A 13497-nucleotide genomic window follows, 5' to 3' on the forward strand; every position below is an offset into this window, starting at 1 on the left:
ATCAACGTACAATGAATTAATATTTACTCAACGATAGCTAAAACATCAGTTTCGCTAAGAATCAATACCTCTTCACCATCGATTTTTTCCGCTTTTACGCCGTAGCCTTCATTGAAGATAACCTGGTCACCTACCTTTACGTCTAAGGCACGTACTTCACCGTTTTCTAAAATACGGCCGTTGCCTACGGCAACTACTTCACCACGAGTCGATTTCTCAGCAGCGCTACCCGTTAAAACGATACCGCCAGCAGACTTAGACTCTACTTCTTTACGCTTAATAATTACGCGATCGTGTAATGGACGAATGCTCATTTATTTCTCTCCTGAGAATGTTGTTAACAAAATAATTAAGTTGAAAGATAAATAGGGCCGTATTTCATCAATACAACCCTTTTTTTTAAAAAAATTACTCTTTACGTTCAAATTCGCCTTCAATCGTTTTGTTCTCGTTACGTTGTTCAGGCTGTTGCTCTTCTTGATCAAACGGAGATTGTTGATGAAAGCCAAACTGTTGTGTATGTACAACGGTATGTTGTGATAATTGTTTTTGCACGGCATTAATCAAACCATTTCTAACCTGTGGGATTAATAGCGACAGACCAAAAAAGTCAGTAACAAAACCAGGTGTCACCAATAGCACACCTGCCACTAACAAAAGTAAACCCGCAACAATTTCATTAGACGGTGCTTCACCCTGCGCCATTTTATCCTGCACAGATTGTAGAGTAGCAATTCCCTGCTGTTTTACATTCTTTGCGCCAAGCCATGCAGTAATAACAACAATTGCGATTGTGGGCCATGCACCAATTAATGCTCCTACCTGCATTAATACCATTATTTCAATGATGGGAATGACGATAAATAAAAAAAACAAAATGCGAAACATGTAATAAAATCTCCTAATACATTGAAACAGATATGAGGCTTATCAGGTCTTTTTCAACCAGTGACGTTTTACAGACTCTCAATATTACTTTAGATTAGGGCAAGCACTAACAGATGGCCTCAATATTATGTATCAAATCGTGTTATGTACCTGCCCTTCTAATGAGGTGGCGAATGAAATTGCTGAAGCACTCGTAAAACAAAGCATAGCAGCTTGCGTGAATATTATTTCAAACGTTTCTTCTGTCTATTTATGGCAAGGTAATATTGAAAAAAACGTTGAAGTGCAACTAATCATCAAATCAAAAGCTGCAATATTTAAACAATTAGCTGATACAATTACCCAGCTCCACCCATATGACGTACCTGAAATTATCGCTTTGGATATTAGCAAAGGGAATCAGGATTATTTAACTTGGCTAGATGAATCAATACATACTCATGATTAAACATATTCTCTCCTTACTTTTACTACTTTGCGTTACAACTGTTTCTCTGGTTTCTGCAAGCCCTCAAGACTCTATTTTTGATAGTAGCGCTAGTTCACTGTTTAACAATGAAAAGGAGTTCTTATCACCCGATCTTGCCTTCAATTTTAATTTTGAACAAAAACAACAAACGGTAGAAATTACTTTCGATATTGTTGACGGTTATTATCTATATAAAAAACAGTTTTCTTTTGACGGTAAAAACGTCACAGTAAATGAAGTTGAACTACCTCAAGGGGTTCAACACGAGGATGAATTTTTTGGTATCCAAGAAATTTACGAAAAGCCGCTATCAATTACCCTTGTTTTAGAAAATATTGATGACAATGCACAATTGGTGATCCGTTTTCAAGGGTGTGCCAAAAAAGGACTCTGTTACCCGCCTGAAATTAAAACCATTGATTTAATTTCCTCAAGTGCCAGTTCCGCTGATATTTTTGCGGCTATGTCACAAGATACGGGAGATAGCGCTTCAGTTAATACTAAGGTGTCAGCTAGCCCAAGTAGCGAACAACATCAATTAGTGGAATTACTTAAAAATGAAAGCCTTTGGTGGACCCTTGCAGCCTTTTTCCTTGGTGGTTTATTGTTATCTTTTACTCCATGCGTATTTCCTATGTACCCAATTTTAACGGGGATTATTGTTGGACAAAAACAAACATTAACGACTAACCGAGCCTTTACATTGTCTTTTACCTATGTACAGGGGATGGCAGTAACCTATACCTTATTAGGTATAGTTGTTGCGTTAGCAGGTGCCAAATTTCAAGCGATGTTTCAACACCCTGCAGTACTGATTACATTAAGCGTGTTGTTTATTTTCCTAGCGTTTTCAATGTTTGGTGTTTTCAATTTAAGCCTACCGACCAGTTGGCAGCAAAAATTAAACAATTTAAGTAATAGCCAAAAATCGGGTTCTTATGGTGGCGTTTTTAGTATGGGTGCAATATCAGGTTTAGTCGCTTCACCTTGCACCACCGCACCTTTAACCGGTGCTCTATTGTATATTTCTCAATCAGGGGATGTTGCCTTAGGGGCTGCTGCACTTTATGCATTGAGTTTAGGCATGGGAATACCACTACTTATTCTGGGTAGTTCTGGTGGCAAGCTACTTCCTAAAGCAGGACCTTGGATGGAAACAATAAAAGTTGTATTTGGCTTTTTATTATTAACGGTACCTGTATTTTTACTCGAAAGAATATTACCAAGTAGCATAGCATTTTCACTATCTATAATTATTCTATTGTCAGCGAGTGCTTACTTCTTAAAGTTAACGTTAAAAAACCGAACCACTATAAAAAAGTTTTTCAATAGTGGTGTAATCGTCGCGATAACGTTATTTTTTAGCTACCACTTAGCACAGTACTACCAAGTGCTACCCACACAACACGCCGAAACAAAAGCCTTTACTTACGTCAATAATTTAGCTGAGCTTGAAGCGGTTGTGAACGAAGCAAATGCTAATGGCGAAACGGTTATGGTCGATTTATACGCTGATTGGTGTGTCGCCTGTAAAGAGTTTGAACATAAAACCTTTCCAGTACCTGTGGTACAAAAAGCATTAGCGAATACTCACTTAGTGCAAATAGACCTTACTGATACTGGCTCTGCTGCAAGTATTGCATTGATGAAGCATTATGATGTGTTTGGCTTACCCTCTATCTTATTTTTTAACTTAGAAGGTCAAGAGATAAGCCATCGTCGGGTTACGGGCTTTATGGCAGCGGATGAATTTGCTAAGCATATTGAAGACACTTTTTAGACAATTAGACTTGCCAATTAATCGGCGCTTTTCCTAACTGCTGTAAATATTTATTGGTTTTGGAAAAGTGCTGGCAACCGAAAAAGCCACGATGTGCAGACAATGGCGACGGGTGAGGTGCGGTTAAAATAACGTGTTTTGTTGCATCGATGTTTTTACCCTTCTTTTGTGCGTGAGCCCCCCACAGCAAAAAAACAATACCTTCACCATGCTTACTTAACAGTTCAATGACGCGATCAGTAAACTGTTCCCATCCTAGTTTTTTATGAGAGTGTGCTTGCCCTTCTTCTACAGTAAGCACAGTATTTAACAAAAATACGCCTTGCTCAGCCCAAGCTTGTAAATTACCGTGTTGAGGAAGTTGAAAGTCAGAGATATCAGTTTGCAATTCTTTATAGATATTCACTAACGATGGCGGTGGTTTAACACCTGGCTTGACCGAAAAACACAAACCATGTGCTTGGCCTGCACCGTGATAAGGATCTTGCCCTAGAATGACCACTTTTATCTGTTCAAACGAGGGCGAATCAAACGCTGCAAAAACTTCTTGTTCAGAAGGGTAAACATTAATTCCTTGCGCTCGACGTTGGTTTACGTACGATAACGTTTGTTGGAAATATTCATTTTGTTTTTCGTCTGCTAGCAACACAGACCAACTATTCACATTCATTAATCAACCCTAAGCTGTTTCGTTATATTATGCGATACTTTACTCTCACGACTTAGCTGCAAGAAGAGCTCAAGAAGTAGTAGATATTGTTGGTTGAGTTTTCCAATAACCGTTAACAAAATGTGTTTCAACAAAGCCAAGAATGTCAACTTCTGGGATCGGCTTGGAAAAATAATACCCTTGGATAATATCGCAGTCACTTTCGGTTAAGCTTCTCAGCTGCGCACTACTTTCAACCCCCTCTGCTATAACCGTTAGCCCTAAGTTTTTAACCATAGCGATTGTCGACATAATGATCTGATAATCAGCATGATTTTCTAACATGCCAAAAATAAAACTTTTATCAATTTTAATCACGTCAATTGGCATTTTCTTAATATATGCCAAGGAAGAGTAGCCTGTACCAAAATCGTCAATGGCAAAACTAAAACCATTTTCCTTTAGTAAGTTCATGGTATCTATCGCACGATCAATATCTTTGACTAGGGTTTGCTCTGTCAACTCTAATTCAAAGCGATCAGCTCCGACATTAAACTCATCCAATAAATGATGTAAATAATGAGGAAGGTTGTTATCAATAAATTGTCCCGCCGATAAATTTATTGCCATTTTTACGTCATGTAAGCCCAATGCATCCAGTTTTTTTAACAACTCGAAACATCTGCGAATGACCCAATAACCAAGTTCTACCATATGTTCAGAGTTTTCTAATATTGGAATAAAGTCATCGGGAGATATCATCCCTTTTTCAGGGTGTTTCCAACGTAACAATGCTTCAAATCCGTACAACTGTTTTGTTTTTGTCAACAATTGAGGTTGCAAACTCAAGCTGAACTGTCCTTTTGCTAAGGCTTGACGCACTTCCGTTTCCATCATTACACGGTGCGCAACACGCTGATACATATCAGCATGATAAATATGATATTGAGCACCGCCATGATCTTTGGCTTCATACATAGCAATATCGGCTTGGCTGACTAATAACTCAGGCTTGGTTATTTCATCTTCACTGTATGCAATACCGATACTAGTGGATACATAAAATATACTAGAATCAATACGAATTGGCGCTTTAAATCGTTGTAAAATTTTATCCGCAATAGGTATCGCATCCTCCACTGAATTTAAATGCCCTAATACGACAACAAACTCATCACCACCAAACCTACAGGCTAAGTCAACATGACGAACACTCACTCTCACGCGATTAGCAGCTTCAATGAGCAACTTGTCGCCTTCACCATGACCATGGCTGTCATTTACCTTTTTAAAGTCATCTAAATCAAGAAACAATACCGCAATACCTTTGCCTACTCGGCCAATATTGGCTACCGCTTTACGCAACTGGTAATTCAGCATATTACGATTAGGTAAGCCCGTTAACAGGTCATACATGGCAATATTTTCAAGCTCTTTGGTTTTCTGCTCCACCTCAATGTTTAACTGCTCTAACTCATAACTTAACTCGGTGGCAGAATCGGCTACAATATCGAGTTCATCAGCTAATAATCGGCGGCGTTTTAAGCGAATTTGCCGAAATTGCTCAAATTCTTTTCTTGCTAATAACGGTAAAGCACTTGATAAGGTTAAAATACGGTTGGTAAACGGGCTAGCAACCAAATAAACCAAAACGGCTAGCGTAATGAATATCAATACTGCAGAGAATAAAAACTGTAACACTTGTTGCCTGTATTCTTGTTTAATTGAACTGACATTATCAACTAAGGCAATGTAAAATTGTTTATCTTCTGTGTTTGCCAACTTCATTAAGTTCACCAAATAACTTTGATCTCCTAAGGTCATTTCTAGTCCCGACTCCCTAATATCTTGAGCGGAGATATTACTCTCTAATTTTTCAAAAAGGTCATTCATCAGCTTGGCATTAGAAGTAGAAAGGAACCGCGGATTAGTAGATGACGTTTTTTGGTTATGGTCAAAACTGACGACAGATATTTCACTTTGTAGTACTTGGTTAATAGAATAAATGACATCAAGTAAAGACATAGTCATCGCAACAACGTGGAAACTTCCATCAGCACCAAGTAACGGCACGACAACTAATTGCTCGCATGCTACATCGCAAAAAAGTTGATAGTCAGGTTCTTTGTGTTTGATCACTTTTTTTGCCGCTAAACTTACTTTAGGGTGAGCATCAGCAGTTGTATAAAGTAACTGATTACTTTCATTGAACAACCAAATATTTTCAACATTTTGATTCATTTGTAATGCATCATACTGCCGTTCAAAGGCTTGTGATAATGAGTAATTATCTTTAGTTGCTAGCTGTAGAACATCAGAAAATGATTCGATCCACAAGCTTAACTTTTCTTTGTCAGTACTGGTTTGCATCGCAAACTGATTTTGGCCTTGTGCTATTTTCTCATCTTGAAAGTCTTTAAATTCTTGTTGTAAACGAGAAAGCGACATCATCGAAATACCAATACTCATTAACAAAAGTGCGCTAATGACCAATAGCAATAACTTAGTTGGCACACTAATAAAAATTTTATTCATCATTTAGAACCAGTACACAATTTGTATTGCAGAAATTTGCCAATATTCATGATTATTAACCAAAGGGTTTGGCAGCACTACGGGGGTTAACCTCGCAGTACCTTTTACCCAATGGTGCTCAAGTTGTATTTGAACATTAGTGGTAATATCAATGGTAGCACCAATAACAGCCTCATGCTGGTAGCCAAAGTGCTTAGGGACAAATCCATTGGTAGTTTCAGCTAAGTGTGTGCCCGTTTTATCGTCTTTATCGGCATAATAATGTTCCAAGCGACCTAGTAGTTTCACATTCGTACCATAAATATATTCCAACTGAGCAAAACCACCTTGGCCTGTTTTTTCTTGAATAAATGTGTCTGACATAAAGCCTTCAAGCTTCATTTTTTCTTGTAGCAACTCGAAACTAAATGTCCAATTATCTCCTTGGTATTCGCCGTTAAGATAGTGTCTCGTCAAAGCCAGATCACCATCGGTAAATGCACTTTCTCGTTCTTTCTCATACTGAAAAGTCGCATCTGTCATGGCTAAGCCAAGTCGCCAATTAGTACCCAATGGTGCCCAATAGACGCTGGATTGGAAATCAGCCTTATGCGCTAGATCGCCATTTGACATTGGTCCTAGAATAATTTTCGCTTGTTCATCTGAAATATTTGAATAACTCGAACTGATACGAAAATCAAAGTCACCTAAGTCATCGCTAAAGTATTTAGCCGTAAGTGCGCCGCCGTCTCCACCCACAGACATATTACGTGTGGCATCAAAATATACTGATTGCGGTAAAATAATACTTGGCCTAGTCATTGGTACGTCTCTCGTGCTAGAATACAACCAATGGTAGTTTTTAATACGCCCTAAATATAAATTCACCTGCCATTTATCATTGGTGAATGCTGACCAGTCCATTAATAAATAATCAATATGAAAGCCTTCGACATAACGATTCCCTCCATTTAGGTAAACCGCTTGCCCAGAAAAACGTAAATTATCAGAATATTGATACGAGGCATTAAAACCTAACTCTGTTAATTCAGCAGACGGTTTTTCATCATTATTTACATAGTTGCTGCCGTCAACATCAATCAAGCCTTGAGCCACGAAGCCGTGTAATTGTATATCTTGCTCTTCATTACCAACGGCAAGATTACTTGTAGCCAGCAGACATACAACAAAAGCTCCTTTACGAACGCTATCAGTCACTGAACGGATAAATGTATTACAGGGAAATTTCAATAACATTGACGATATCTTCCTTTGTTACGTTTTCCACGTACCCTAAGGCACCAGGGGTAGCACTCACCGCTTTGATTAATAATTCAGGCGTTTCAACAATCGTTGGTGCAACCCCCAATCCAGAAAAGGTGAGTTTATTCCAAATTCGGTCTAGCTTATATGGCAAGATACTGAGTTTTTCTTGTGCAAATTTTTGATGTAATGGATGATTGCTCGGCAGGACAAAGATCTTAATTGGTGAATTATCAGACCACCTTACTTGGCGCATGGTATAAATTCGACGTAGTTGTGCCACAGTTAAAGACTTCTGAGCAACGGCTTTATGCGCAATTATTTCTACCCCAAAAACAGGGGAACTAAAATAAAGCAGAATACAGAAAAGGCTTAATGAGATATATCGACTGATAACAATATCCTTATTAGAGAATCCACTTATATTCAAAATGGCGGAAATTATATATAGCGGTCAGTAATTTTGACCATTACCTTCCTACATTTCAACAACTTAAATGTTTAACTATTTTAATAATTTTAGCGTAATTATCTCAAATCACCAGAAAAAAAATGCGGTTAATTATCAACCAAAAGAGATTAGACCAGTATTTTGCTGCGATTGTCGCCGAAAACACTATAATAATCGGCAAACCAAGTAAAAGTTTAGTTTTTTATAGCAAGCCATTTCATAATGATTAATTTTATGTAAATATAGGGCTTAAACTAATATTAGCGACATTTTCGATGCAGATGACTACAAAATACCAAGTTTTATTGTTAAATGGCCCTAACCTAAATATGTTAGGAAAACGCGAACCCGAAATTTACGGCTCGCTTTCGTTAGCACAACTAATAGACGAAATAACAATATCTGCAGAAAAATTTAATATTGAATTTAGCCACGTGCAGTCAAATGCAGAGCATGAGTTGATCAATGCCATACATCAGGCACATAACAAAATAGACTTTATACTTATTAACCCTGCCGCGTTTACGCATACCAGTGTCGCTATTCGTGATGCATTAGCCGCTGTTGATATTCCTTTTATAGAAGTACATCTATCTAATGTGCACGCTCGCGAACCTTTTCGCCATCATTCTTATTTTAGTGATAAAGCTATTGGCGTTATTTGTGGCTTAGGACCGCAGGGATATCAATTCGCATTATCGGCAGCACATCAATATTTACAAGACAACAATCGTCAGTAGTGACTACTGACAACATTTACACTCATTTAAGTAAGGTATTTTCATGGATATTCGTAAAATTAAAAAATTAATCGAACTTGTTGAAGAGTCAGGTATTAATGAAATTGAAATTTCTGAAGGGGAAGAATCAATTCGCATCAATAAAGGCAATACTTATGTGCAATCTGCACCTATGATGCAAGCCGCGCCTGCACCTGCTCCAGCATCGGCACCTCCTGCCCCAGCAGCACCGGCGGCAAATGCCGAATCTGCTCCAGCAGCATTAACAGGTCACGTTGTTCGTTCTCCTATGGTAGGCACTTTTTATTCTTCAGCATCGCCAGATGCTCCTGCATTCGTTGAGGTAGGTCAACATGTTAACGCTGGTGATACATTGTGTATCGTTGAGGCAATGAAAATGATGAATCAAATAGAAGCAGACAAGTCCGGTGTTATTAAGGAAGTTTTAGCGCAAAACGAAGACGCTATTGAATTCGACCAACCGCTATTCATCATTGAATAAGCCCAACATAAAGAAGGGTAATTCCATGTTAGATAAAGTTGTTATCGCCAATCGAGGCGAAATTGCGCTAAGAATATTACGCGCATGTAAAGAGCTAGGGATAAAAACCGTAGCCGTTCATTCAACAGCAGATCAAAACTTAAAACATGTTTTATTAGCTGATGAAACTATTTGTATTGGTAAAGCGCCTGCACCTGACAGTTATTTAAATATACCTGCGATAATTACTGCAGCTGAAGTAACGAATGCCGTCGCGATACATCCTGGATATGGTTTCTTAGCTGAAAATGCTGATTTTGCAGAACAAGTTGAAAACTCTGGTTTTGCCTTCATAGGGCCAAAAGCAGAAAGTATTCGTATCATGGGCGATAAAGTGTCTGCGATACAAGCCATGAAAGCAGCTGGAGTACCTTGTGTACCTGGTTCTGATGGCCCATTAACAGATGATGATGAGTTAAACAAAGCCCACGCAAAGCGCATTGGATACCCGGTAATTGTTAAAGCTGCTGGCGGTGGTGGTGGCCGAGGTATGCGCGTTGTTCGTAGTGAAGATGAACTAATTGACTCTATTAGTTTAACGAAAAGAGAAGCTGGCACCATCTTTAAAAATGACATGGTTTACATGGAAAAATTCCTTGAAAATCCACGCCATGTTGAAATACAAATTGTTGCCGACGGTCAAGGTGGTGCAATTCATTTAGGTGAACGGGATTGTTCGATGCAACGCCGCCACCAAAAAGTAGTGGAAGAAGCACCTGCGCCAGGTATTACACCAGAAATGCGCGCTAAAATTGGTGAACGTTGTTGTAATGCTTGTATTGAGATTAATTATCGTGGCGCGGGCACCTTTGAGTTTCTTTATGAGAATGGAGAGTTCTACTTCATTGAAATGAATACTCGTATACAAGTAGAGCACCCTGTTACAGAAATGATCACTGGCGTTGACTTAATTAAAGAACAGCTTCGTGTGGCTGCAGGTTTACCGCTTTCTTGTACACAAGAAGATATAAAAATTGCTGGCCACTCTATTGAGTGCCGAATTAATGCTGAAGATCCACGCACGTTTATTCCTTCGCCGGGTAAAATTACTCGTTTTCATCCCCCAGGTGGATTAGGTGTACGTTGGGATTCTCACATTTACGCTGACTATTCGGTTCCTCCTCATTACGATTCGATGATCGGAAAGCTAATAACGTGGGGTGATAACCGTGACGTTGCTATTGCTCGTATGCGTAATGCGCTAAGTGAGTTGGTCGTTGATGGCATAAAAACTAACATCGCTTTGCACCAAGATATTTTGAATGATCAAGGCTTTGTTAATGGTGGCGCAAATATCCATTATCTTGAGAAAAAGCTTGCTGAAAGCGAATAGCTTTACAATCAAATAAAACGAGTACCCAAAGCCTCATGTAAATTATGAGGCTTTTTTATTTCTGCGTTTCTCTCGTTGGTGTATCATCATCACATTGATTAGCACATTTACTTTGATAAGCCGTTATGACTGAATCAACACTATTAGAAAAACCACAACCACCGGCAGACTACGAATGTTGTGACAGTGCCTGCAACCCTTGCGTATGGGATCACTACTACGCTGCATTAAAGGCTTGGCGCATTCAACAAGTAGAGTTAAAAGCACAACAACAAAACGGATAATTTAATCTAACGAAAAGGTTAATTTTCCTAGTGCTGAATTAAGATCAATTTCAGTGGAACACGACACTATTCTGTCATGACTGACTTGTTTTTCATCAACAAGATAATCAATAAACGTTTCTAACCTTTGTTGCCCAAGTTGTCGCACTTCTGCTAATTGTTGCGGGGATAAATTACCCTTGCGTTGTTCACCTTGAACATCCGCTTTGCCAATCACTGGGCATACGGTCATTTGAATATGATCTTTATCGGTTAAAATTTTAGCGACATCATCAGCAAATTTTTGTTGTTTATCCGCTAGCGGTACTTGTTTTGCTGAATAGTTTAAGTCATCAACATTAATGGCAAATAAAGAATCTCCGGCCATCATAGCGACAGAAATGATATTGGAATAAGGCACAAATGTTTGCATTAAATAATTTCTTGCTCCTCGCTTTAATGCCTTTGTTGTGATCAAAGAGACAAAACCTGATAAACCAAAATTAGGATCATCAAAATGGCCGGTCAGTGGTATATCAATCGTTATATTACCTTTTGAATCGGTTAATTGACCAATTGCTACGTTTAGTGGCACTAAATGGTTACTTGTGACTTTGTGTGTTTGACCAATATGCGGTGATAGCGCAATGGCTTTAATATTTGTTGCAACCTTTCCAGAAATGTCATTGTTATCTACAGTGAGATTTATGATTGCGTTCAGCTGGCCTTGTTTTATTTTGTGGCCAATAATATCTACCACATAAGGTGAAAATTGTGTCAAGTTAACGGTTTTCATTTCCCCTTTAATTTTCAGGGTTTTCGCCGGTTCAAAAGGCGTTATTTCACCTTCCATTTTTACCATTGAGCGTTTATCTAAATGCCCAAGTAACTCAAAACGTGCCGGCTTTGCATTTTTTTCCGACGATATGTCATGAACCACTAATGTTTCCAGCACAATATCTTGAATAACAGGCTCTGATGCAGTGAAATCATGCAATATCACCTGAGAATCTCCAGAGATATCAAGCTTATTAATGGTTAACGCTATCGCGCCTTTATCATTTTCAGGGGTATTGTCATCACCTTCAGTTTGAACAATAGTTTCTTTCTCAGCTGTTATGGATTTTTCGTTGTCTTCATTCTTTTGATTAGTTAACACTAAATTTTCAATAGCATTAGTTTTTGTTTTATATAGTGTCACTTTATCAACTTTCGCCACAACCTCTTCAAAGGTAACTCGTGATTGATCAATCTGCGCGTTGCTAAAATCAATTTGATGGAAAGTCAGCAAAGGTTTTAACTCAACTATATTTTTTGATAACGTTTCTGGCACCTTAGACTTCTGTGAAACCTTACCGTCAGATAACAATAAATTTTGAAACGTCAGTTGAATATTTTCTGGATCGGCTAATTTAATTTCAGAGCCTTGTAAATTAAGCGCCTCAAGTGAAAAAATTAAATCATCGGATTCAGGCTGGCGCCATAAAAGCTGTTCAATTGAAGCTTGAGAATACAACGTACCTTTAAGAGACTGTATCGGGCTTTCCCATTTTATTGAGCTGTCATCAAGGGTTAGCTGGAATTTATTTGCCTTTAGGATAGTTGGCTGCTTATTAACCTCAATAGGCAAACTAAGCTCACTACCTTTTATCGACGATTTACCTAGGTTAATGTGCCATTGTTCATCTTCTTGAGTGATTTTTGCCGACAGTTCAGTATTAAACTTACCTTTAGCGGTTTTATAGGTTTCAGGTAACCATTGGTTTAAGGCATCAATGTTGACACCTGCTTTCATTGTTTCAATATCTAACGTAACGGCTTCTGTCGTTTTCTTAAATGATGAGATCAACGCAAGTTCTTCGTTGTTTAACATACTTTGAAGCGATACATCGCCAATAACACCTTTCGCATTTAATAAAGTGTTCGACAGCGTTAGCTCGGCTATTTGCCACTGATGCACAGTATTCGCTGCCAAATCAATATTGAAAGCTAATATGCGCATATTGTTTAACATCACATTTGATTCGGAAGCACTTTTTGCTTCTGTATCACTATCTGCAGATTTGGTAGGATCCCAACCGGCAAAGGTAAGACCGTTTTCTGACCATTGAACGCTTAATGTACCGCCGTTTAAAGTGCCTTGTTCAACCACAAGGTTACCTTGAATTAATTGCCGCCATTGCAAATCAACAGCAAGTTCATCAATAACTAAAAATTGTTTAGATTGATGAGCTAATGTCACTGACTCTACATTGATCGATAAAGTAAAAGGGTTTAAACGAACCTTTTTGATGTCAGCAATTAGCGCACTGTTTGGTAAACCTTTATTGACAAAATAGGTAACGAGCCCCGCCGTGCCTAAAGTTAGATAGGCAAAAAGAATTGCAAATACAGTACTGATACCAATAATAACTTTGTATTTTTTAATCATAAATCTCAATGTTAATAGGTGAATGTAAAAAACTTAATTAAAATTTGTACGATAGATTAATCAAAATGAGAGCAGTTCTTATGCTACTTACCTTGTTCCGTGATATCAACGTGATTCATCACCTAAAATAAAAAAAGCCTACTATCTAAGTAGGCTTAACAAGCTATTGCAGTAA

Annotated in this window: 13 protein-coding genes; 6 read left to right on the forward strand and 7 right to left on the reverse strand. The window is 38.3% G+C overall.

Annotated elements, in window-relative coordinates; genetic code table 11:
• Window positions 1-23: 23 nt before the first annotated feature.
• Both QUE72_RS16790 and QUE72_RS16795 read right to left on the reverse strand, forming a co-directional pair.
• Entirely contained in the window at window positions 24-314 is a 291-nt protein-coding gene (locus QUE72_RS16790) for a co-chaperone GroES (RefSeq protein ID WP_286270275.1), read from the reverse strand.
• Window positions 315-408: 94 nt separating this feature from the next.
• Complete coding sequence (locus QUE72_RS16795) at window positions 409-888, reverse strand: FxsA family protein (protein ID WP_074496412.1); 480 nt, start codon at window positions 886-888, stop codon at window positions 409-411.
• 127 nt (window positions 889-1015) lie between these two features.
• Between QUE72_RS16795 and cutA the strand changes: the two genes are divergently transcribed.
• Window positions 1016-1336 carry a divalent-cation tolerance protein CutA gene (cutA, locus tag QUE72_RS16800; RefSeq protein WP_074496411.1) on the forward strand — a complete coding sequence of 107 codons (321 nt, stop codon included), beginning with the start codon at window positions 1016-1018 and terminating at the stop codon, window positions 1334-1336.
• The gene (locus QUE72_RS16805) at window positions 1332-3137 is read left to right on the forward strand and encodes a protein-disulfide reductase DsbD (protein ID WP_407704982.1); all 1806 of its coding nucleotides are present in this window, start codon (window positions 1332-1334) and stop codon (window positions 3135-3137) included. The genes cutA and QUE72_RS16805 overlap by 5 nt, the downstream gene beginning before the upstream one ends.
• Window positions 3138-3141: 4 nt before the next feature.
• Here QUE72_RS16805 and ung read toward each other — a convergent pair whose 3' ends face one another.
• The 4 genes from ung to QUE72_RS16825 form a co-directional block, all read right to left on the reverse strand.
• Window positions 3142-3801 carry a uracil-DNA glycosylase gene (gene ung, locus QUE72_RS16810; RefSeq protein ID WP_074496523.1) on the reverse strand — a complete coding sequence of 220 codons (660 nt, stop codon included), beginning with the start codon at window positions 3799-3801 and terminating at the stop codon, window positions 3142-3144.
• Between the two features lie 75 nt (window positions 3802-3876).
• Window positions 3877-6324, reverse strand: a complete 2448-nt coding sequence (locus QUE72_RS16815) for a bifunctional diguanylate cyclase/phosphodiesterase (protein ID WP_286270281.1) — start codon at window positions 6322-6324, stop codon at window positions 3877-3879.
• Entirely contained in the window at window positions 6325-7557 is a 1233-nt protein-coding gene (locus QUE72_RS16820; RefSeq protein WP_286270282.1) for a hypothetical protein, read from the reverse strand. It lies immediately after the preceding gene.
• Window positions 7535-7846 (reverse strand): hypothetical protein, encoded by a 312-nt coding sequence (locus tag QUE72_RS16825; RefSeq protein WP_139302545.1) that lies wholly within the window; start codon window positions 7844-7846, stop codon window positions 7535-7537. The genes QUE72_RS16820 and QUE72_RS16825 overlap by 23 nt, the downstream gene beginning before the upstream one ends.
• A 449-nt stretch (window positions 7847-8295) precedes the next feature.
• Here QUE72_RS16825 and aroQ point away from each other — a divergent pair, with 449 nt between their 5' ends.
• The 4 genes from aroQ to QUE72_RS16845 all read left to right on the forward strand — a co-directional run bounded on the left by aroQ (window position 8296) and on the right by QUE72_RS16845 (window position 10912).
• Window positions 8296-8754, forward strand: coding sequence for a type II 3-dehydroquinate dehydratase (gene aroQ / locus QUE72_RS16830; protein ID WP_074496408.1), 459 nt, complete (start codon window positions 8296-8298; stop codon window positions 8752-8754).
• A 43-nt stretch (window positions 8755-8797) separates the two neighbouring features.
• Window positions 8798-9256: an acetyl-CoA carboxylase biotin carboxyl carrier protein gene (accB, locus tag QUE72_RS16835; RefSeq protein WP_074496407.1), complete on the forward strand. Its 459-nt coding sequence runs from the start codon at window positions 8798-8800 to the stop codon at window positions 9254-9256.
• A 25-nt stretch (window positions 9257-9281) separates the two neighbouring features.
• Entirely contained in the window at window positions 9282-10628 is a 1347-nt protein-coding gene (accC, locus tag QUE72_RS16840) for an acetyl-CoA carboxylase biotin carboxylase subunit (protein ID WP_074496406.1), read from the forward strand.
• A gap of 125 nt (window positions 10629-10753) precedes the next feature.
• The gene (locus QUE72_RS16845; protein ID WP_074496405.1) at window positions 10754-10912 is read left to right on the forward strand and encodes an oxidoreductase-like domain-containing protein; all 159 of its coding nucleotides are present in this window, start codon (window positions 10754-10756) and stop codon (window positions 10910-10912) included.
• Between the two features lies 1 nt (window position 10913).
• Here the strand turns inward: QUE72_RS16845 and QUE72_RS16850 are convergent, their stop codons facing one another.
• Complete coding sequence (locus QUE72_RS16850) at window positions 10914-13322, reverse strand: DUF748 domain-containing protein (RefSeq protein ID WP_286270287.1); 2409 nt, start codon at window positions 13320-13322, stop codon at window positions 10914-10916.
• Between the last annotated feature and the right edge of the window lie 175 nt (window positions 13323-13497).

This window comes from Thalassotalea hakodatensis (assembly GCF_030295995.1).
Taxonomy (GTDB): Bacteria; Pseudomonadota; Gammaproteobacteria; order Enterobacterales; family Alteromonadaceae; genus Thalassotalea_C; species Thalassotalea_C hakodatensis.